Source organism: Paenibacillus agricola, from assembly GCF_011440305.1.
GTDB lineage: Bacteria > Bacillota > Bacilli > Paenibacillales > NBRC-103111 > Paenibacillus_S > Paenibacillus_S agricola.
On record NZ_JAAOIW010000025.1, the window covers coordinates 43,933 to 65,597 of the forward strand.

Below are 21,665 nucleotides of genomic sequence, written 5' to 3' on the forward strand. Positions count from 1 at the left end.
TATTTTAATCATTGTCAGATCCAACCATTGGAGGGGATACTTTTGAAGCGGAACTGGGAATTGGATGAATTGATTGAGCATTTTACGATACTTCCGAATGAAATGAGGTTAATCGAAAATAAAACAGGTGAAACGCGAATTGGTTTTGCTGTTCTGTTGAAATTTTTCCAAAATGAAGCTCGATTTCCGATACATAAGTACGAAGTTCCTAAAGCCGTGATTGCATACATAGCCAAACAAATTTTTTCTGAGCCTGGATTGTATGCACAATATGATTGGTCTGGCCGAATGATTAAATATCATCGCACAGAAATACGAGAGTTTTATGGATTCCGGGAAGATACATTAGAAGATGTTCAAGAATTAACCGAATGGTTATGCCAAAATGTCCTTTACCATGACCAGGATTTTGAACACTTGAAAGCAAATGTCTACCGTCAATTCCGCGAATTAAAGATTGTGCCGCCATCTCCAGATCGAATTGAGCGACTCATACGGTCAGCAATTCATACATATGAAGAAACATTTTTTCAAGCCACATATCAATTACTGCCCTCCCAGACTTCAGCAAAGTTAGATTCCCTCATTGATAGCATTTCTTATTTAGAAGCAGATGAAGAAGAACCTACCCCGGATAGCTATGATCAAATAACTTTTAATGAGTTGAAATCAGATCCTGGTCGTGCAAGCGTCGATACTGTATTAAAGGAATTAAGTAAATTGCGTACCATTCGTAATTTGGAACTACCGTACAATCTCTTTAAAGACATTCCACCTAAAATACTTAAAAAATACCGACAGCGAGTATCTACCGAAGATCTTCGCGAATTGCGCCGTCATCCAGACCCAATTCGATATACGCTTTTATCTGCCTTCTTTTGGCTACGGAGCATGGAGATTACGGACAATCTTGTTGATCTCCTTGTTCAAATTATTCATCGGATTGGTGTTCGTGCAGAAAAAAAGATAGAGAAAGAAATCCTAAACGATCTTAAAAAAGTAAGCAATAAATATGGTATTTTATTCAACTTAGCACAAGCTGCCATTGATTATCCAGAAGGCATTATCAAAGAAGTACTTTATCCCGTGGTCAGTGAACAAACTTTAAAAGATTTAATCAAAGAATTTAAACATACTGGCCTTGCCTATCGCGAAAAAATCCACACAGTTATCCGAGCTTCGTATGGCAGCCATTATCGTCGTGTAGTTCCGGATATATTACGTATTCTTGATTTCAAATCCAATAACGATGTTCACCGTCCATTGATCCTAGCACTGGAATTAATTAAAAAGTATGCTGATACCGGTGTTCATTATTTTCCTTTAACGGATAACATTCCAATCGAAGGCGTTATTCGCTCCAATTATAGAGATATTATTATTGAAAAGGATGAAAAAGGTAAAGAACGGATCAACCGTATTAATTACGAAATCAGTGCGCTACAAATGCTTCGGGATAAACTTCGTTGTAAAGAAATTTGGGTATCTGGGGCAAATAGGTACCGAAATCCAGATGAGGATCTTCCGACTGACTTTGAAGAACGCAGAGAAGAAAATTATAAGGCATTAAATCAACCGTTGGATGCAGATACATTTATATCTGAACTTAAACAAGAAATGATACAAGGATTAGAAAAATTAAATGCAGGAATGCCGAAAAACCCAAAGGTGCGCATTACTGAAAAAAATAACGGTTGGATTTCCGTTAGTCCACTAGAGCCTCAAGCAGAACCATTAAATTTATCACGAATAAAAACAGAAATATTGCGACGCTGGTCTATGACGAGCCTCATGGATATATTAAAAGAAACGGATTTACGCGTGGCTTTTACAGAGCAATTTAAGAGTGTTGCGAATCGAGAAATATTAGATCGAGAGACATTACAAAAACGTTTGATTTTATCTTTATATGGTTTGGGTACTAACACGGGATTAAAACGGGTAACAGCAGGTGATCATGGAGAAAGTTACAAAGATCTATTATATGTCCGTCGAAAATTTATCCATAAGGAAAATCTCAGAAACGCCATTGCAGAAGTGGTTAATGCTATTTTTAAGATCAAATTGCAGGGAATTTAGGGAGAAGGAACAACCTCTTGTGCTTCGGATTCCAAAAAGTTCGGTGCATGGGATCAAAATTTGATGACAGAGTGGCATATACGTTATCATGGCCGTGGAGTCATGATTTATTGGCATGTGGAAAAGAACTCTACATGTATCTATTCACAACTAAAATCATGTTCATCTTCGGAAATCGCTGCTATGATTGAAGGATTGTTGCGTCATTGCACGGATATGGAAGTGGAGAAAAACTATGTGGATTCGCACGGGCAAAGTGAGGTTGCTTTTGCCTTTTGTCATCTACTAAATTTTAAGTTAATGCCTCGTTTAAAAGCGATTCATTCTCAAAAGTTGTATCGTCCGGAAGCTGGGATGATGGATGCTTACCCAAATCTAAAATCTATTCTCACGCGTCCTATAAACTGGGAACTGATTCGTCAACAATACGATCAAATGATGAAATATGCTACAGCTCTTCGTTTAGGTACTGCGGAAACGGAGGCAATTCTGAAGCGTTTTACACGAAATAATCTCAAACATCCGACATATCAAGCATTTGGAGAGTTAGGTAAAGCTGTAAAGACCATCTTTCTCTGCGAATACATTAACTCCGAAGAAATTCGCCGCGAAATTAATTCAGGTTTAAATGTAGTAGAAAACTGGAATTCGGCGAACAGTTTTATCTTCTATGGAAAGGGAGGAGAGATCGCTACAAATCGCATGGAAGATCAAGAAATGTCCGTATTATCACTACATTTATTACAAAACTGTCTCGTTTACATCAACACGATTATGTATCAAAATATTTTGTCAGAAAAAAAATGGTTTGACATGATGGCACCAGAAGATTTTCGTGCTTTAACACCTCTGATTTATACACACGTAAATCCATATGGAACATTCCGATTAAATATGAAGGAAAGATTACCATTAGAAGGTGAGATGGGATGATTTAAAACAATAAACATTAAAAACGGATATATTAGATAATTACCAATTGTACCCATACGATTGCCCCTGATGTCAGCGACGCTGGTATTACCCCATTTGTCATCGCTGTGCTTTCTGTTATCTCAATATGCAAAAATCGGGGATCAAGTCCTGTCTCCCTTAATATACTTTGTATCGTCTTGAGTAAATTTTCTTGCTCGAGCTGCCGCACCGACAAATTGACGGAAACAAACAATGCCGTATGACCAAGATTGTGCCAATGTTTATTTTGAGCACAAGCGCTTCGGAGTACCCACTCTCCAATCGGGGATATAAGCCCCGTTTCTTCGGCAATCGGAATGAACTCTAATGGAGAAATTAAACATGTCGAGTGTTCCCATGGAATAAGTGCTTCAGTGCCAATAATTTCCCCGGTTGTTACATTAACAATGGGTTGATAGTGGAGCATAAATTCTTGATTTTGAAGCGCTTTTCTTAATCCTTGCTCGAGCTTCAACCGTCGCTGAAACTTGTCCAATTGTTGGTTATAAAAATGAAATCTATTTTTCCCTTTCGCTTTAGCGTCATACATCGCTTGGTCAGCAAGTTTAACTAATAGTTCCTGATCGTTCGCGTCATCCGGGTACAAACTAATTCCTATACTTGCTGTTATGATAAATTCTTGATTTATAATTTTAAATGGTTGTGCAAGCGTCTCCAATATTTTGCGAGCAATAATTTCAACATCAAATTTATTCAGATCTTCTAAAATAATTACAAACTCATCCCCGCCCATGCGAGCAATGTTATCCTCTGTCTGGAGACAACGCGAGATCCGTTTAGCGACCCTTTGTAGCAAGCGGTCACCCACCGAATGACCAAGCGAATCATTAATAAACTTGAATCCGTCAAGATCGAGAAACATGACGATTACTTTTTTCTTATTACGCCCTGCCTTCGCAATCGCCAACTTTATCCGTTCCCGAATAAGCCTCCGGTTCGGAAGACTTGTCAGCGCATCGTGAAAAGCAAGCATGTGAAGCCGCTCTTCTGTTTTTTTACGTTCTGTAATGTCGGTGATGACTCCGTCGAGTCGAACAATATCTCCACTCCTATTCAGAATCGGTACGGTATAATCATAGATCCATCGAATACCCCCATCCTTGCGCAAAATCCGGTATTCATGTTTTATTTTTTTGCCGCGTCCAAGCTCTTTTTGGCGCTTTTCTACTTCCAACTGGTCATCAGGATGAATAACTTTATTCCATAAGTCCGGGTCCATCATAAATTCTTCCTGCGAGTAAGCGTAAATGGCTTCACAAGCAGGGGATATCTGGATCAGACCTGTTGTCAGATCATGCGACCACAAACACACTTCAATAGAATCAAAGATGTTTTTAAGCTGCATCTGGGTCTTGAAAAGGGTTTGTTCGAGTTGTTTACTTTGGGTCAGGTCTTTTACTATACCGATAATACCTGTAATTTGTCCTTCTATGTTTATCGGCATAGCTGTTATTCCAAGCTCCAGACGTTCCCTGTCTTTTCTGTAAATAGCAATTTCAAAATCAGCTTTAAGACACGTAGACACAATCTGTTCGAAAATATAAGTTATTTTACCCATTTGTTCGGGAATAATGAGAAGCTCAAAGGAATTCCCAAGGAGTTCCTCCTGGGAATAACCCGTTAATTCTAGAGCTGCGTCATTAAAAGCAACGAAGATCCCATTGGTATCTGTCAGATAGCAGGGATCCGGATTGTACTTAAATAAAGATAGTAGAGATTCTTGTAATTTTACAAACATAGCCTTCGCTCCAAACAAAATGTTATATTATTTCCCTAGAAACAAGGTAAACGAGCTCCAGATAAATATAAATAAAAAGAGTCCCCAGTGTAAAAGGATACTCCTTTAAGCTGGCAACTGGCTGGCATTCCATAAACACGAATTAGCCCCTATAGTTTTGCGACCCCATTTTTCAATGAGTGTGCCTCTCGATTATGAATTTATATAATAGTCATATATACCTAATATAATTGATATATAGTAATTATAGCTTATCTTATTTGTTTTTGTCACCAAAATCCGACAAAATTCTGCAAATTAAGACATCAATTGGCCATCTGATGCTAATGAATACCGATTCGGTCGGGATTGTGATTGGAAGCTAAAAAGGAGGAAAACAACTTTTTTCCGAGAAACTAATAGATATGAACACAAATGAGTTAAAGGATTTCAAAAATGAAGCATAAGGAGGCTTTTCCATGAAGCTGGGATATCACACTAATACTTGGGGTGGCGTGGTCGGGCATCCTGCCGGGGTTACCTCCATAAAGGATCTTTTTTACTTAACGAATGGGTCGAATGAGGAAGCGCTTACGGATATTCATTTAGCCGGTTATACCGGAGTTGAATTGTTTGACGGAAATTTGGTTCAATACGTTAACGAGCCTGAAAAATTTAAAGAGCTTTTGGATAAAAATCAAACGGAGTTAGTAGCTGTCTACAGCGGAGCGAATTTTATTTATAAGGACATTCTTGATGACGAGCTTTGGAGAATCAATGAGGCAGCCAAAATGGCCAAGCTCTTTGGAGCGGAGCATTTGGTTGTTGGTGGAGGCGCCATCAGGGCTAGCGGTATTGTAAATCAGGATTACTTGGAGCTGGCAAAAGGATTAGAACGGGTTGCCAAAATTGCCGAGGATCACGGCCTGATAGCCAGTTATCATCCGCATTTGGGCACGATTGGACAAGCGCCGGAGCAAATAGAACGAATTTTTGAATATACCTCCATCCATTTTTGTCCGGATACGGCCCATCTTGTCGCAGGGGGAGCCAATCTCATCAATTTAGCCCGCAAATATATCGATAGAATCAAATATGTACATTATAAAGATTATGCCGACGGTTCCTTTCTACCCTTGGGCAAAGGGGCATTGCCGCTTAAGGAATTGACCGATTTACTTACAGCAAACGGTTACAATGGTTGGATAACAGTTGAGCTCGACGCTTATGACGGACATCCCAAAGATGCGGCCGTCATTAGCAAACAATATCTGGATTCCGTATTGCGAAACAAATAATTTATTGTCTGGGAGGACTAACACTATGAAAACTTTAAATGTAGGACTCATCGGCGGCGGTTTTATGGCGAAGGCCCATTCTCTGGCTTATGCGGCCATGCCCATGTTTTTCTGGCCGGCTCCTGCTTTGCTTAACCGTAAGGCCATTGCTGATGCCAATCTGGAGCTTGCCCAAGAGGCAGCACAAAGATTTGGCTATGAAAAAGCATATTCAGATTGGAGACAGCTCATTCATGATCCAGAAATAGATATCGTGGACATTGTTACTCCAAACCATTTGCATGCCGAAATGGCTATTGAGGCAGCCAAGGCTGGGAAGCATATTATATGTGAAAAGCCTTTGGCCCGTACTTCTGCAGAAGCTAAAGCGATGTTGGAGGCCGTTGAAGCTGCAGGCGTTCGCCATATGGTTGCCTTTAACTATCGCCGTACCCCTGCCATAGCACTAGCCAAAAAGCTCATCGAGGAAGGCCGCATCGGAAAAATCCTGAACTTCAGAGGCACCTACCTGCAGGATTGGTCGGCAGATCCAAACTCACCCTTATCATGGAGATTCAGCAAAGAAATAGCCGGTTCAGGCGCCCTAGGCGATATTGCGGCGCATGTGATTGATATGGCCCGCTACCTGGTTGGCGAGTTCGATAGCGTCAATGGGCTTATGAGAACATGGATACCGGAACGGCCCTTACAGCAAGGTGGATTGGACCGTTTGGGAACGGTGAAATCTGCCGGGGACGTTCCTAAGGGAAAAGTGGATGTCGATGATGAAGTACTGTTTATGATCAAATTCGATAATGAGGCCATTGGAAGTATTGAATCGACAAGAAACGCCCATGGAAGGAATAATTTTATCACCTTCGAAATTCATGGAGAGAGCGGATCGATCTTCTTTAACTATGAACGTAGAGATGAGCTCCAGGTTTGTTTTGCGGATGATCCGTCCGATACCAAAGGGTTCCGCACCATTTATACGGGACCGTCCCATCCTTATGGAGATGGATTGTGGCCGATTCCCGCTCTTGGCCTCGGTTATAGTGAAACCAAAATTATCGAGTGCTATGATTTTGTGAAATCCATTATGGAAGGAACGAATTGCTCCCCTGATTTCAGAGACGGATATCAGATCGCTAAAATTTGCGATGCTATTGTAGAGTCGTCGGAAAAGCAAGCATGGGTAAAAATCGGTTCCTAGCATTTCTTACGGTAATAAGTTCAATACAGAGACCGTTCCCGGTTATATAGCGGGGAACGGTCTCTGTGTTTTTGTATGATGGTTGCCGACATTCTGGATATTCCGCGCTATTCATCGGGCGAAAAAGGGCTTCGCTGCCTTGCTGCCCACCAAGTGATTGGGTCAATCTTTATAAGGCGATGCCAAATGTTTTGCCTTCTCTTCCCGGAATAAAAATAGGTACAAAAAGAAGCTGAAAAACAATCCACTCACACTATACACAACCATCGAACCATCGATTCCCAAAGAAGGCTGGACAAAGGACAGGATTAAGGTAAGGAGAAAACCTATCAATGACGAAATCATTTTGGTCAGGCTAAAAGCATTTCCCATATCACCCGCCAGCTTGGTGCTGATCCATAAGCTATGCGGAGCCATGATCATAAAATAGATGGCATTGGAGACAACAAAAAGCACAGCAACAACAATTAGGTTCGAAAATAGACCCATCGCGATATTGCCTGCCATACATAGAAAATAGGGGATGACGATAAAGGCATTCAAATACTTTTTTAAAAAATAGCCTGCCGCCAAAGTGAAAATCAATCCGACAATAGCGTTTAGCGTAATGAGATAGCTGTATTGCTGCTCCGTGACCTGGTTATGATTCATTAATTTATAAGGGATTAGAATTAAATTCATCATCCCCAATTGATTGAGGAACCCGGTCAACACAGCAAAATAAATAAACGGCTTGTTGTTCAATAGCTTGAGCCATTGCTTTAATATACTGCTCAAGGAAACGGCCCTCTGGTTCGGGGAGCGAGCCAATGCCCCGGAGGGATACCCCCAGGCAGCGATAAGGCTCAGGCCCAGCATACAACTAAAAAAGGTGAATACCCATTTATGGTCCACATTCGATAACAAACCCACTATGAGAGGGCCGATAATGGAAAAGGCGATAAATGTAGACCGGTAGGTTGTATTGGATAGCTCCAGATAAGGCTTGGTTGTATTTTGTGCCATGACGTTCATATTCACCATTAATGCAGCACTTAGCGCACCGTACAAAGGAAATGCGATAAACAAGATTTGTTTAGTCGGATATAAAATAAGCAGAATGATTGAAAAGGACAACAATAGTATTGAAAACATTACAGAACTTTTATTTCCTATCCTGCTAATCGTACTACCCATAATAAAGACAACAAATATGGATAATAGCAAACGCAACGACCTCATCAGTGACAGCTCTTCGGTATTGATATGGATGTCGTTTATGGCAAAAGTCGTATAAACGACATCCATACCGCTGAATATGAAAGACAGCATCGAAGACAGGCAAGAAAAAATAATGAGCTGTTTCTTTATAGAACGTTCCATGAAGATCACCTACGCCTATTTAATCGAGTCTGCAGTTATCCTGGTTGTTGCTCGGTTTTCGGTTAGCCTATGTTCAGGGATACGTATTTTTCGATCAAGTAGTCCTTTAATCCGGACTTTCCGCCTTCTTTGCCCATTCCGCTTTCTTTCACGCCTCCGAAGGGTGCCTGGGCAACCGTCGGCAAGGGATCGTTAATTCCCACTATACCATATTCAATCTGTTCCATTACACGAAATGCCCGCCCTAAATCTCGAGTATAGAAGTAAGCAGCCAAGCCGTACTGCGGATGATTGGCTTTGGCTAGGACCTCCTCCTCCGTTTTGAAAGTAAAGATTGGAGCCACAGGCCCGAATGTTTCTTCGAGGGCAATTTTCATTTGGTCATTGGCATGATTAATGACGGTTGGTTCATAAAAGTAACCGTCCAACGAAATCTGCGCCCGCTTTCCACCGCACAGCAGCTGGCCTTGGTGCTGGAGCGCATCTTGCACATGATCCTCAACCTTCAAGACGGCCTCCTCGTCAATCAAGGGTCCAATGTCGACTCCCTCTTCCAGACCATTGCCAATCTTGAGCTGTGAAACCTTCCCGGCAAACTTACGACCGAACTCATCGGCTATACTCTCGGCAACATAAATACGGTTCAAGCAAACGCAGGTTTGTCCGGCGTTGCGGAATTTACTGGCAATGGCACCATCGACTGCAGCATCAATATCCGCATCATCAAAGACAATAAACGGCGCATGGCCTCCGAGCTCCATCGACATTCTTTTTACAGTATCCGCTGAATCACGGATTAATTTTTTGCCGACCTCTGTTGATCCTGTAAAAGTGATTTTTCGTACATCTGGATTGCTAGTCATTTCACCGACGATTTCTGTTGCCGAACCGATGACAAGATTAACGACTCCCTTGGGAATGCCTGCAGCCACAAAGGACTCAAACACTTTAATGGCCGAAAGCGGTGTAGCAGAAGCTGGCTTCAGCACAATGGTACAGCCTGCCGCAAGGGCCGGTGCAATCTTACGGGCGAACATGGCTACCGGAAAGTTCCAAGGAGTAACTGCTGCAACAACGCCGACCGGCTGTTGAATGACAAGCAACCGCTTATCCTTATGCTGGGAGGGGATCGTTTCCCCATATATGCGTTTTGCTTCTTCCGCATACCACTCGAAATAGTCGATCGAGAGACCAACTTCGCCCTTTGCCTCCTTTAGCGGCTTGCCCATCTCCATGGTGATGAGCTCAGCTAAAGCATCCGCTTGCTCCCGAAGGCTGTTGGCTGCAGCCTGTAGGTAGACGCTACGTTCTTTGCCCGTCAGGTTTCGCCAGATGGCAAATGCCTGCTTAGCCGCGGCAATAGCTTGCCTGGTTTCCTCTGCCCCTGCTGAAGGTACCGACCTAATCAGCTGTTTGGTAGCCGGATTGGTAACGGCTAATGTTTTACCGGAAATTGCTTTTGACCATTCACCGTTTATATATAACATAATAAAGCTCCTCCCTATCAAACCTGTTCATTTTTGGGCTAACTAACATTTTAGTTAGTTCACGATATTCCCGCAGCCTCCGCCAAATATTCCACCAGGTGGACGGCTCGCATGCTTTCTTGTAGTTGCTCCCGTTCAATCCCAAGCTTCATCTGCAGCAAACAGCCCGGATTCGTTGTTATAATGGTAGTTGTATAGGTTTGTTTTACGCTCTTCATCTTCAGATCCAATATATCCATTGAAGCATCGTAATGGACAATGTTATATATGCCCGCTGAGCCGCAGCACATATCGGCATCCTTCATTTCAATAAGCTCCACGTTGCGCACGCCTTGAATCAACTGGAGCGGCTCATGAGTTACTTTCTGGACATTTGTCATATGGCAGGATCTTTGGTAAGTTACTCTTTCCGGTTGCCGCGCTTCTCCTTGAATGCCGCCGCATAAGGCGATTACTTGCGAGAAATCCTTCGACTTCGCTGAGAATTGCCGGGCTCGTTCTGCCCAATCCGGCTCGTCTTCCAATAAATGGCCATATTCCACCATAATCGCTCCGCAGCCACCCGCGTTATTAATGATGAAATCGAAGCTTCCCCTACTAAATGCAGCAATATTGGCTTTGGCCAACGCCTTGGACTCATCGAGCTCACCGGAATGGGCATGGAGTGCCCCGCAGCAGGTCTGCTTCTCGATAACCGTCACATCACAGCCAGCCTCAGCGAGCAGCTTCACGGAAAGCTCGTTAATTCTCCGGAACATCGCATCCATCACACAGCCAACAAAAAAGGCAACGTTATATTTTAGCTTACCCTTAGCCTTGCTAAACTTAGGGAGACTGGCACGTTCGAACGGAGATACGGCAGGAGGTGCAATAGCCTCGAACTCACCCAAATGGCCAGGCAGCTTGTGGGTCAACCCGGATTTTCTGGCTGCCTTCTGAACTCCGCTTTTTTCGTACAGCCACATCGCATTTCCGACCAAATTCATGGCTCTACGGCTTGGAAATACCTTTTTGAATACAAAATTACGTGCGATTCGGCTCGGAAGCGAGGATTTCTTGCGTCGAATGATCGCTGCTCTCGCCGCTTCAAGAAGCGAACCGTATTCTACACCCGTTGGACAAACGGTTTCGCAGGCGCGACAGCCGAGGCAAAGATCCAACGGTTCTTCCAGAACGGAAAGATCCTTAATCTTGCCCTCCCCGACCATCTTGATCAGATTGATCCTGCCGCGTGGAGAGTGTGTTTCTTTGCCCATCGTGACATAGGTGGGACAGGCCGGAAGGCAGTAACCACACTGCACACACGCCTTTGTTTTGTCGTATTTAAGTTCCTTACGAAGCGCCTCCAGATGCTCATTCATCAGTCAACACCAACTTTTGGCCCGGATCAGGGAATATTTTACCGGGATTCATAATATGATTCGGATCCCAGGCCTGCTTGATCCGTTTCATCATATCTAGCCCCACTGCTCCTAGCTCCATCTCCATAAAGGGCGACTTCATCGTTCCAATCCCGTGCTCTCCCGACAAGGTTCCGCCCAACTGTACAGCGGTTTCGAAAATTTCGGTCACAGCTTGCTCCACCCGGCACATTTCCTCATGATCCGATTTGTCACACACGATGTTGGGATGAAGATTCCCATCCCCGGCGTGGCCAAATACGACAAGATGCACCTGATATTTCTGCCTGATTTCTTGCAGCCGTCTGCACATCTCTGGAATTTGGCTGCGCGGCACCGTAATATCCTCCGAAATTTTGGTCGGTTTAATTCGAGCTATTGCTGGAGATACAAGCTTTCTCGCTCTCCATACCTCATCCATCTCGGTCTGTGTTTGAGGGACGCGTACCTCTCTCGCTCCGATTTCCTTGCATACGGCCGACACCTGCATAGCCTCGTCGCTAACCGCCGCGGGGTGGCCGTCAAGCTCAATAAGGATCAAAGCCTCTGCGTCCAAAGGAAGGCCGGTAGGCTCGTAGTTTTCAACCGCCAAGATAGAGGCCTGGTCCATTAATTCCATTTTGGAAGGGAGAATGCCCGAAGATAATACCTTCGATATGGCACGCCCCGCATCGACCAAATTATCAAATATAGCCATAACCGTAGTCGAAGCAGGTGGTTTCGGAATCAGGCGTAGGGTCGCTTTTGTAATAATCCCAAGTGTCCCCTCAGAGCCCACGATCAGCTTGGTCAAATCGTAGCCTGTCACATTCTTTACTGTTCGGCCGCCTGTATGGATTATTTCACCCTGTGGTGTAATGACCTCCAGCCCGATCACATAATCTTTAGTCACCCCGTATTTCAAGCCGCGGGGGCCCCCTGAATTTTCCGCCAAATTGCCGCCGATCGTGGAAACATGTGAGCTGCTTGGATCAGGGGGATAAAATAGCCCTTTTTTTTCAGCCGCCTTATGAATTTCCGCGGTTAACACTCCTGGCGAGACGATCGCTACCAGGTCTTCCTCGTCTATTTCCAATAGATCTCTCATCACAGATAAATCAAGCACGATACCCCCTTTTACTGGCAAAGGGCCACCGCTCAACGAAGTAGACTGACCCCGCGGTGTGATCGGGATCAGCTCCCGGTTAGCAAACTTGACAAGATTGGCAATTTCCTTCACATCTTTGGTTTGGATCACAATATCAGGCAAATAAGTACCAAACGAGGCATCGAATGCATAGCTGAACCGATCGCTTTCATCCGTAAATACTCTACCCGTAGCTATAATGGTACGGATCTCATCGATATGTCGCAACTCCATGTTTCCACCCCCTTTTCGCTACTCCGTCCAAATTATGCTTCCCTCTGGACTAAATGCTATGTTTGAAGCCTCTCCCGCTAGTGAAACCACTGCCATATCGGCAATTTCTCTGTAAATCGGTTCCGTTACCCAGATTTGGTCGAGATGCAGCGTATTTTTCAGAAGCACCATACGCAAAGCATGTACATCCTTGCAGTTCAAAGATTGCATAGCTGCTTCCAGAAGCTCCAAATCTGTCGGAAATATCATCGGAATCGCCGCCCGGTTAACAAAGCCGGTTGTCAACCCATTGAAATAAGTGGCCCTGCGATCAATCGCATTGAAAAGGCGGTCCGTTGTAAAGTCTGCTAATCCAATTCCGTTGGCATTTCCGTTCGAAGCCTCGGATAATCTCAATACTCCGATATAGGTCAATCTAGGCGAGTCAGGCTCCGCCATTCCGTCGACCCTCATCCGGCCTATGATATTCGTATCCATCCCGGTACCGCTGAAATTTTTGCCCATTTCCCGGATGATGCATAGATCCGCCTGATTCATTGGGAGCTTGGGCATCAGCTCCTTGGCATAAACCAGCAGTTCCTTTTCCCTTGCAAATAAATGCCCGGCCGGAATCCCTTCAATTAGGGCTGTCTGCTCATTCGCATTCTCCACAATAGCTATTCCTCCAAGGATCGGTGAACGGTCCAAGAGAACCTTTGCCATCAGCGGAATCATAGCTCCCAACAAGCCTGCCCCCAGATTATGGAAGGAGTTGGCGCCCGGTGCCCGGCCCATTCCAACCGTAATCATTTTCAACAGCCCGCTCTCATAGTCACCGCGAAAGGAGGTGTGTGGCTTTATTCGATTGAGGACAATAACCCCATCGGCCTCCATCGCTTCTTGTGCGCAATATATAGGCAGCCTCACTCCAAAGGCTTCAAGCTCCTGAAGAAGTAGCACCTGGCTAGAGCAGGATACTTGACAACCCATCTGCGCGGCGACAATCCCTAGACTATCCAGGACTTCTTGCTGTCCCTCCGCTTCTCCTCGCCCATGGCTGCCCATAGCCGAAAAGATAAAAGGAAAATGCCCTTTATCCTGTAGAATCCGAATGGTATGGGACATGATGGTTATATAGTTGGCAATCCCGCGGCTTCCGGCCGTAACGCCGATACGCGACCCAGGTTGAAGCTTCATGCCCTGCATGCCGCCAAGGATGCTCTCTAGCGCAAGACGGATTGATTCGTACAGATCATCAACCAACGGCGCCTCATTATGAATCTGGATCGGATAAAGGATGATATCCTTGACAGAGGAAGACATACAAACACACGCCCTTTCGCGGCCGAATTATTTACGGAAATCTCCCGGAGTGATTCCGATTGTCTTTTTAAAGACTCTAATAAAAGAAAACGAGTGCATGTAGCCAACCTTTAATGTAACAGTTTGCACCGGCTCATTCGTATCCTTCAGCAGTAGCTTCGCACGCTCCATACGGAATCGAACCAAATAATCAACAAACTTTTCACCGAATTCATCCTTGAATAATCGGCTTAAATGTCGGGTGCTTAAATTAAATTCGTCACTTAGATGAATCAGCGACAGACTGGGGTCGGCAAAATTATCTTCAATATACTGCCTCATGCTGTGGATGAGCTGATATTTATTGCCATGTTCCCTCAGTACATGAATTTCCAGCAGCATGGACAACAAAATTTGCAACGATTGCTCGTGAAACTCCTCCAGCATTTCAAAGCTATCGAGCAGCAGCGTTAACGAAGGCATTGCGACCTGCTTCCACTTGTCTCTAATGGTTTCCGACAGCTCCATGACTTCCCTATCCATATAATACATTAAATAATGCAGCATACTAATAACATCTTCACGGGTAAAGCCATTCCTCAGCTCGTGCATGAGCTGAATGTAATCCGTCTGCCACTTTTCCTCCCCCATCCGGTAGGATTGCGCAATGGATCGTATGAGCTGGATATGGTTATAGATGTCCACCTTCGTTTTACTCGGCAGTTCACTATAATGAATGATACGTTTATTCCCCAGTATGGACTTATACTTCAAGGCATCAAGCGTATCGTCATAAAGCTGCGGGATTTCCTCGATGAAGCTAGTTGTTCCGCCAATACCAAATGTAATCGAAAACTCCAGGTTTTCATTAGCCCAAGTGATTGCTTTGCTGCATGCCTGGTCAATCTGGCTTGTAAACAGCTCCGTCGCTCCCCCCGTTATGTGGTCAGCCATAACAATCATGCCCAGCTGGGAATCGGATATCCACTCCGCCCATAGGCGAATTTGCTGCTGCTGCGCGATTTCATTCATGACGCTAAACGTGACAAACTTCAGCAGATATTGGTCCCGATTGGAATAACGACGGCAGAAATCAGCATACTTATCAATCTCTAGAATAGATAAGGCTACAAGGTCGAACTCTCCCGGCAACCCGAGCCGGGCCAGCTCTCTTTTCCACTCTGCCATATTCATCTTTGCCGTTCCTTCTAGCAGTTCCATAAAAAGATTGCGGCGAAGACGCAGGACATCCACTTCAAACTGATTCTCAAATTTATTGGCCTGCTCAACCAGTTGGTCAATCGCCATTGAAATAAACCTGATTTCGTCCTGATTTCCTTTGGCGAACAGATCATTATTCTTTTTCTTGAAGATTTGGTCAATTACCACAATGAGCGATTCAATCGGTTTGTAATTTTGGCGGGTTACATAAACGATCCATACCGAGCCTATCACAATGGAAAGCAGTCCCAAGCTGAACCAGACAATAGGAAAGGTTGAGAAAAAATCGAAAAAGAACTTTTCCTTAACCCCTGTCCGGATTTCCCATTCGGTGTAAGGGGATTTGATTCGCGTCAGTTCTTTATTGGAATCATCGGGAAGCTTCTCTCGGTCCTGAGCCTGCTCTGTTTCCCGTGTGCTAAAAATCGAATTTCCACTGACGTCCAGTAAATGGACAAAGCTGATTTTGGAGGCAGACATGTTGACTACTAGCTCACGGATTGCTTCAACTTGAATATTGACCACAATCAACCCTTGTATGCCCGTTGAAAAAGGAACTTTTCTTACTAAGGAGACGACAGCCGTTTCCGTGGACTTTTTGTGATCCTTATATATTCTTTTACCGCTCCAAGACTTGAACTTCGGCTCATCCGTCAGCTCTTTAATAAATGCCCGATCCTCGAAGTCCTCTAGTGATATCAGCGAATTGTCGGTGATAATCAAACCGTCGATTTGACGGAACATATAAATGGAATCAATATTCGAATAATTCGCTTTGATATTGTTCATTTTTTGATGGGCCTGATACAAGGTATACCTTTCGTTTCTAAGCTCATTAAAATACTGGCGCAGCGTATCGTCTACAACAATTTCCCTAATAATTATTTTATCAATAGGCTCCAATATATTCTCAACAGCCTGATTCACTTGCTCGCTCAATATCTCATTCGCTTTTATTGTGGAATCTTTGATGTATCCACTAATGACCAGAAAAAAGGAAAGAAACAAAAACGAGGTTACGATAAAGAAAATAGGAAGATAGGAAAACAGCATCTTATAAAACCAATGTTTAGATTTAAGCAAAATGCCCTCGCCTACCTTCCCATTATGACCGTTAATAATTGTGGTTTTCGAAGTATTCAGATCAGGCTATGCCTTGAATAATTCCACCTTGGCTTTTCTTAAATCCTCGATCGTTGCGGAAACGGAAATTTGCTCTGGATCCAGAATAACTTCGATAATCGCCGGTTTTCCAGCTTCTAATGCCCTTTGCAAAGCCTCTCCAAATTGCTCATGGGAGTCAATTCGCTCGCCATGTCCGCCGAACAATCGGGCTAATTCCGCGAAGCTGGGATTGGACAGCAAGGTTCCGGAAATTCGCTCAGGGTACTCCCTTTCCTGATGCATCCGTATCGTTCCATACATATTATTGTTAAAAACCAACGCAATGACTGGAATCTGGTAGCGCACCGCCGTTTCAAATTCCTGCATCGTCATCATAAAGCCGCCATCGCCAGACAAGGAAACGACTACTCGACCCGGATGTGCCAGCTTGGCACCAACTGCTGCCGGAAAACCGTAACCCATTGCGCCATTGGTCGGGCCAATATACGTCCCAGGCTTTTCAAATTGGTAAAAATGATGCAGCCATCCACCAAAATTACCTGCATCATTTGTAATGATAGCATCAGCGGGTGTAAGGCGCTGCAGGTCGGCTATGAGCTTCTTCATATTCATCCGCGCACCTTCGTGCATATCCGCGTTAATCCACGCCTCATATAAGCGACGCCGCTCGGCTATCCAATCCAATCGTTCCTTTTTATAACGAGAGTCATCAGGCTGAATAGCTGCTGTCAGTGCTTTCAAGGCTTCTCCAGCGTCAGCCACGATGCCGAGCGCCGGGTAATAAACCTTTCCAAGAGTATCGGGATCAATATCAACGTGAATAATCTGCTTATCGGAAAATAACGTGTAGCCATGTGTGACCATTTCGGAAAAACGCATGCCGACAGCAATCACAAGATCAGCGCTATTCACGGTTTCAAGGATATGCTTGTGGGTGACCAAGCCGATATGGCCTAAATATTGCGGATGCTGGTTCGGAAATACATCATGCCGACGGAACGAAGCCAGCACGGGAATTCCCAGCGTTTCCGCAAGCTCAAGCAGCGGTTCATGCGCTCCGCTGCGTACGACGCCCCCACCAGCTACCAGTATCGGGCGTTTGGCAATGGAAATCAAGGACAATGCAGCAGCTATTTCCATATGGCTTGGCACTGGTCTTGGAATCGTTACCGCCGGACCGATAGCCATTTCCGCTACAGCGTCTATAACATCGACTGGCAGCCCCACAACCACCGGACCGGGCCTTCCTGATTGTGCTATTCGAAAGGCTCGCTGCACAAGCTCAGGGATACGGTCGGTGTCCGTGATTTCAATGGTCCATTTCGAAATCGGGGCAAAGAAGGTTTCCTGATTCACCTCCTGAAAGCCCTCACGTGACCGGAAGTGGCTATGCACCTGACCCAAGAACACAACCATCGGCGTCGAATCCTGCATGGCTGTATGAATGCCGATCGCCAAATTGGCACCACCGACACCCCGTGTAGCCATACAAACGCCCGGTTTGCCGGTCGCTTTGGCATAGCCTTCGGCCATAAAAGCGGAGCCGCCTTCATGCCGGTTGGAGATTAGCCTGATTTCCTCTGTTTCATAGATGGAGTCCAGCACACTTAAAAAGCTTTCTCCAGGAACACAGAAGACATGGTCAACGCCTTCTCTTCGAATACATTCTACAACGGCTTGGGCGCCGCTCATTGTCTTCTTCATCGTTTTACACTCCCGTTCTTTTTAAGTTCTTTCCCTTAGGATGTAATAAGGCTGATTGGATAAATTCTCATCAAATCCGGGCACCATGAGGGATTTGCCTGACGGTTCCTCAATAACGAAGAAGTACACGATGGGATAAAGGGAATGGGTATAGGCTCCTGGAATGATTGCAGAAAAGTGCTCCCCTCGGCGCGTCATTTCAACGGCTTTATATAACTCATCCTGATTCGCATGACGGTAACGAAGGCTCACCTGCCATTCTCCATCTTCGGCTCCGTCTCCAGTTCCGCCTCCAGTTCCAAGGAGAGCTATTGCCAGCTCCAAATCCGAACCCTTTGTAAAGTAATTGGGCTGATTGTGCTTATACGGAGGTAATGAACGGGACGACGACGCCGGATAAGCGCTTGTCGCCGATACTTGCTGTGACGAAGCTTGGGCGGTCGTGCCCGCAAGCACTCGCTCCATCGCCGATATATCCGCCTCGATAGCCTTCAGCCGATCCTCCCAATGCCCTCTAATATAGAATGCTTTGCTGAGCTTAGAAGAGCTCATATTCAACTGATTGGCATACATTTCCAGCGAGACGTCCATCAATATATTCTTTTGAACCTGCTGCATCAGCTCAGGAATCCTCCAGAGCTAACTGTTCTTGACTGGTCTCTTGGGAACGAGTTGTCAAGTAATCACCCTTTTCATTGAATAGAAAAGCAACCCCTTCACCTGAAGCCAATTTTTGTACCATGTTATTTAATTTGTCTTGATCCAAATAAATGATGAAAGCACCGAACGAGCCGTACATTTGTCCACCCGGGAGCTTAATAATAATCGCTTTGCTGCTCGATTGTGTCATATTGTTTTTTTTCAATGAATAATCCCAATAAATCGTACGTTCTTTTTCCAATAGTGAATGGAGCAGCTTCCGTTCCTCATCCGTATGGATAGATTGAAGCCCCAAATCATTGCTGATCACTTTATCCGCATCGCGCAAATACAAGCTTACACTATTTATTAGGGAATTGGATTCGACCATCAATGAGAACGATTTCATAAGTTCGTTGGTTTGTTGAAATTCCTGAATAAAGTCAAGCCGCTTCAACGTTGTATCGAGACTGCGGTCAAAAGCTAATCGAACCACCGAATGCTCCAGATTGGTCAAAAAGTCATCCATTTGTTGAATAGATTGGTTAAGTTGATTTTTGTCCGTTCCGATGTAATATAAGATGACGCCAATAAAAGCAGTAGGAATGCATGTAATCAGCAGAGCCAGACTGAGGTTTTTCCAAAAAATAATTCCTCTATTTTTACCCTTCGGCTTGCTCATCAGCCTCCTCCTTCCAATTGATATCCACCATTCAATCTTTTGATCCTTTCCGCAGCAGCGTTTGTCTTTCCACAGGACGTAAGAATCGAACCCGCATGTGCGGGCTCGTATTATAAAATATTAAACTCTAAACTGTATTTAAGATCTTTCGTAAAAATTCGAGGGTTTCATTGATCTTTGAAGGATCAATAAGTACATTTGATGCGGGCTTAACCTCTTTAAGTCTGCTGTAAACAAGAGAATGGTTTATAATTCCCTGACCTAAAGAAACCTTTCTTTTCTTTCCATTCTCGATAATAAAATCTTTTGCGTGCACTGCGACGATTTTATCACCTAATAAATCAAAAAATTCAGAAATAATATAATCCTGGTCAAGATAATTTTCAGGATTTAACAAGTTCGACGGGTCAAAAATAATCTGTAAATGATCGGATTCCATTTGATCGACAAATTGTTTCGTCACCTCTTTTGTAAATACAACAAAAAGATCTCCGTCACTGGAGATCTTTTTGTTGTATTTCCATAATTTACCATGTTATGTAACAATCGAAGGGAATGGGATAAAGTCCTTGTCAATGATTTTGACAAGAGCTTTATCCATAATACAAGAAAACCGCGATTTATGCGACATTCATGAGATAATGTTTCCCTATCAATTGTTCAAAAGGTTGCAGGAGCCAAATGAAACAGAATCCAATGAAACAGAAATATACTGCCGTTCAAATTTTATCAACAGTATACTTGATTTAGTCTTCGTTTTCCACATTATGTAATCTTCGTCGGGAATGAGATAAAGTTCTTGTCAATTTCGGGAATGGGATAAAGTTCTTGTCATTGAAATTTGACAAGAACTTTATCCCATAAAACAAAAAGGCCGCGGTTTACGCGGCATTCAATGAGATAATGTTCTTGTCACCCGACACAAATAGAAAGGCCCTATTTTACAGAAATTGAAGGTGAAGGCACCTGCTACCGAACTTTCTAAACTTTCTAATAATCCTGATGTATTCGCCATTGAAGTAGAAGACGAGGAAACAGGTGCCCGACCAATGGGCTTGACTTAGAAATTGGAACAATGTAACAAATAAGGTATAATAAAGACGCATCACTCAGATGTGTCTTTTCTCAACTAGAAAAAAGTGAGGTTCTATGATGACTAAATACATGGATCAGATGAGAAGGAGTCAGGCGATTTGGGTAGGTTTAATTTCAATCCTACTGTCCATTGGTTATTTCACTAATTTTATTGGTTTTAGCTTTTTGGGACACGAGATGGGTTCCCAAGATTCATATGTGAGAGTTTGGGCACAAACAAGTTTGCTATTAGGCATCTGCTTATTGGCGTTATTGGGTTTATTTGTATTATTTAAACGAGAACATTTCTTAAAAAAAACAGTAGAATTTTTTATCTTGATCTGTATTTTTTTATTGTTGATCATTCAACTGCCGCCAGTATATTGGTGGGTCTTTATGGGAATATCTGGGGCTGATGCTAACTTCCTCATTGCACTTCCTCACTTTATCGTCCTCTGTATTTCTGTTAAGATTTATGCAGTCACTATAGATAGGCGATTCTTTAGTAGTTATTATAAATAGGCTATTCTAGTTTGACGGTGCAAAAAGTGGATTAACTTCGACCAAGAAAAAGAAAATGGCTTGTAGTGCCTTTTTTATGCTTCTGGAGGGGTTTCGTTGATAGACTATTTCACAAAATCGGGTGTTTTGTTCATATCTCATCACTAACCACAATTTTAACGATTCATAGCAAATTACCCAATAAAAAAAAGCAACCACTTTTAGAAAGTGATTGCTTCTCCTGTTGTCCGGATAGGCCGATATCAAACAACAGGAGCTTCCATGCCCATGGTTGCCCATTCTTCTTTGGCAGGACCATACACCCCTGGCAACGGTAAACCGGCTTGCCGCATCAGGATCGTCAATTGGCCACGGTGGTGAATCTCATGCTTCACAAACGCATTTAATGTAAATCCGTTTTTCCAAGGCTCTCCAAACAGGTGTAACTGCTAAACTAAAGTGGACAGAAATTGTTAAATAAGAATGAACAGTTTTTAACAGAGAGTTCCTTCAATAGAGTATGATGGTAGAGTTTGCAATCATACCTACGACATTGGGGGAACTGAAT

The 21,665-nt window shown here is 43.8% G+C and carries 14 protein-coding genes, 2 pseudogenes and 1 riboswitch; of the genes and pseudogenes, 4 read left to right on the top strand and 12 right to left on the bottom strand.

Annotation, left to right across the window (positions count from 1 at the left end):
- Window positions 1–42: 42 nt before the first annotated feature.
- Window positions 43–3,012: pseudogene (locus G9U52_RS35475) on the top strand (Tn3 family transposase).
- Between the two features lie 31 nt (window positions 3,013–3,043).
- Here the strand turns inward: G9U52_RS35475 and G9U52_RS35480 are convergent.
- Complete coding sequence (locus G9U52_RS35480) at window positions 3,044–4,792, bottom strand: bifunctional diguanylate cyclase/phosphodiesterase (protein WP_166157094.1); 1,749 nt, start codon at window positions 4,790–4,792, stop codon at window positions 3,044–3,046.
- Between the two features lie 109 nt (window positions 4,793–4,901).
- A riboswitch (cyclic di-GMP riboswitch) is annotated at window positions 4,902–4,988 on the bottom strand.
- A 262-nt stretch (window positions 4,989–5,250) separates the two neighbouring features.
- On the opposite strand from G9U52_RS35480, the gene G9U52_RS35485 reads away from it, so the two are divergent.
- Together G9U52_RS35485 and G9U52_RS35490 are read left to right on the top strand one after the other, a co-directional pair.
- The gene (locus G9U52_RS35485) at window positions 5,251–6,069 is read left to right on the top strand and encodes a sugar phosphate isomerase/epimerase family protein (RefSeq protein ID WP_166157097.1); all 819 of its coding nucleotides are present in this window, start codon (window positions 5,251–5,253) and stop codon (window positions 6,067–6,069) included.
- Window positions 6,070–6,094: 25 nt separating this feature from the next.
- A complete protein-coding gene (locus G9U52_RS35490; protein WP_166157100.1) occupies window positions 6,095–7,261 on the top strand; it encodes a levoglucosan dehydrogenase in 1,167 nt (388 codons plus the stop codon).
- A gap of 162 nt (window positions 7,262–7,423) precedes the next feature.
- On the opposite strand, the gene G9U52_RS35495 is transcribed toward G9U52_RS35490, so the two are convergent.
- From G9U52_RS35495 to G9U52_RS39570, 10 genes are all read right to left on the bottom strand, one after another.
- On the bottom strand, window positions 7,424–8,623 hold the full coding sequence (locus G9U52_RS35495) for an MFS transporter (protein WP_166157103.1): 1,200 nt from the start codon (window positions 8,621–8,623) through the stop codon (window positions 7,424–7,426).
- A gap of 62 nt (window positions 8,624–8,685) precedes the next feature.
- Window positions 8,686–10,110, bottom strand: a complete 1,425-nt coding sequence (locus G9U52_RS35500; protein ID WP_166157106.1) for an NAD-dependent succinate-semialdehyde dehydrogenase — start codon at window positions 10,108–10,110, stop codon at window positions 8,686–8,688.
- A 59-nt stretch (window positions 10,111–10,169) separates the two neighbouring features.
- Entirely contained in the window at window positions 10,170–11,471 is a 1,302-nt protein-coding gene (locus tag G9U52_RS35505; RefSeq protein ID WP_166157109.1) for a (Fe-S)-binding protein, read from the bottom strand.
- The gene (locus G9U52_RS35510) at window positions 11,464–12,870 is read right to left on the bottom strand and encodes an FAD-binding oxidoreductase (protein ID WP_166157112.1); all 1,407 of its coding nucleotides are present in this window, start codon (window positions 12,868–12,870) and stop codon (window positions 11,464–11,466) included. Before G9U52_RS35510 ends, G9U52_RS35505 begins: the two co-directional genes overlap by 8 nt.
- An 18-nt stretch (window positions 12,871–12,888) precedes the next feature.
- Complete coding sequence (locus tag G9U52_RS35515) at window positions 12,889–14,172, bottom strand: nickel pincer cofactor-dependent isomerase, group 22 (RefSeq protein WP_166157114.1); 1,284 nt, start codon at window positions 14,170–14,172, stop codon at window positions 12,889–12,891.
- Window positions 14,173–14,199: 27 nt separating this feature from the next.
- Window positions 14,200–16,455 (bottom strand): helix-turn-helix domain-containing protein, encoded by a 2,256-nt coding sequence (locus G9U52_RS35520; RefSeq protein ID WP_166157116.1) that lies wholly within the window; start codon window positions 16,453–16,455, stop codon window positions 14,200–14,202.
- A gap of 66 nt (window positions 16,456–16,521) precedes the next feature.
- Window positions 16,522–18,201, bottom strand: coding sequence for a thiamine pyrophosphate-dependent enzyme (locus tag G9U52_RS35525; protein WP_166157118.1), 1,680 nt, complete (start codon window positions 18,199–18,201; stop codon window positions 16,522–16,524).
- A 21-nt stretch (window positions 18,202–18,222) separates the two neighbouring features.
- Window positions 18,223–18,819, bottom strand: coding sequence for a hypothetical protein (locus G9U52_RS35530; protein ID WP_166157121.1), 597 nt, complete (start codon window positions 18,817–18,819; stop codon window positions 18,223–18,225).
- A 4-nt stretch (window positions 18,820–18,823) separates the two neighbouring features.
- Window positions 18,824–19,522 (bottom strand): hypothetical protein, encoded by a 699-nt coding sequence (locus G9U52_RS35535; RefSeq protein ID WP_166157124.1) that lies wholly within the window; start codon window positions 19,520–19,522, stop codon window positions 18,824–18,826.
- A 127-nt stretch (window positions 19,523–19,649) separates the two neighbouring features.
- Window positions 19,650–19,985 carry a TIM barrel protein gene (locus G9U52_RS39570; protein ID WP_207953411.1) on the bottom strand — a complete coding sequence of 112 codons (336 nt, stop codon included), beginning with the start codon at window positions 19,983–19,985 and terminating at the stop codon, window positions 19,650–19,652.
- Window positions 19,986–20,686: 701 nt separating this feature from the next.
- Here G9U52_RS39570 and G9U52_RS35540 point away from each other — a divergent pair.
- Entirely contained in the window at window positions 20,687–21,118 is a 432-nt protein-coding gene (locus G9U52_RS35540) for a hypothetical protein (RefSeq protein WP_166157127.1), read from the top strand.
- A 242-nt stretch (window positions 21,119–21,360) separates the two neighbouring features.
- Here G9U52_RS35540 and G9U52_RS35545 read toward each other — a convergent pair.
- Window positions 21,361–21,534, bottom strand: a pseudogene (locus G9U52_RS35545) (DinB family protein); the annotation flags it as partial.
- Between the last annotated feature and the right edge of the window lie 131 nt (window positions 21,535–21,665).

Bases quoted from the DNA above. Each gene is read 5' to 3' on its own strand.
- G9U52_RS35530 (WP_166157121.1), bottom strand. From the start codon at position 18,819: ATGCAGCAGGTTCAAAAGAATATATTGATGGACGTCTCGCTGGAAATG.
- G9U52_RS35490 (WP_166157100.1), top strand. From the start codon at position 6,095: ATGAAAACTTTAAATGTAGGACTCATCGGCGGCGGTTTTATGGCGAAG.
- G9U52_RS35510 (WP_166157112.1), bottom strand. From the start codon at position 12,870: ATGGAGTTGCGACATATCGATGAGATCCGTACCATTATAGCTACGGGT.
- G9U52_RS35525 (WP_166157118.1), bottom strand. From the start codon at position 18,201: ATGAAGAAGACAATGAGCGGCGCCCAAGCCGTTGTAGAATGTATTCGA.
- G9U52_RS35535 (WP_166157124.1), bottom strand. From the start codon at position 19,522: ATGAGCAAGCCGAAGGGTAAAAATAGAGGAATTATTTTTTGGAAAAAC.
- G9U52_RS35540 (WP_166157127.1), top strand. From the start codon at position 20,687: ATGGATCAGATGAGAAGGAGTCAGGCGATTTGGGTAGGTTTAATTTCA.
- G9U52_RS35515 (WP_166157114.1), bottom strand. From the start codon at position 14,172: ATGTCTTCCTCTGTCAAGGATATCATCCTTTATCCGATCCAGATTCAT.
- G9U52_RS35480 (WP_166157094.1), bottom strand. From the start codon at position 4,792: ATGTTTGTAAAATTACAAGAATCTCTACTATCTTTATTTAAGTACAAT.
- G9U52_RS35505 (WP_166157109.1), bottom strand. From the start codon at position 11,471: ATGAATGAGCATCTGGAGGCGCTTCGTAAGGAACTTAAATACGACAAA.
- G9U52_RS35500 (WP_166157106.1), bottom strand. From the start codon at position 10,110: ATGTTATATATAAACGGTGAATGGTCAAAAGCAATTTCCGGTAAAACA.
- G9U52_RS35485 (WP_166157097.1), top strand. From the start codon at position 5,251: ATGAAGCTGGGATATCACACTAATACTTGGGGTGGCGTGGTCGGGCAT.
- G9U52_RS35495 (WP_166157103.1), bottom strand. From the start codon at position 8,623: ATGGAACGTTCTATAAAGAAACAGCTCATTATTTTTTCTTGCCTGTCT.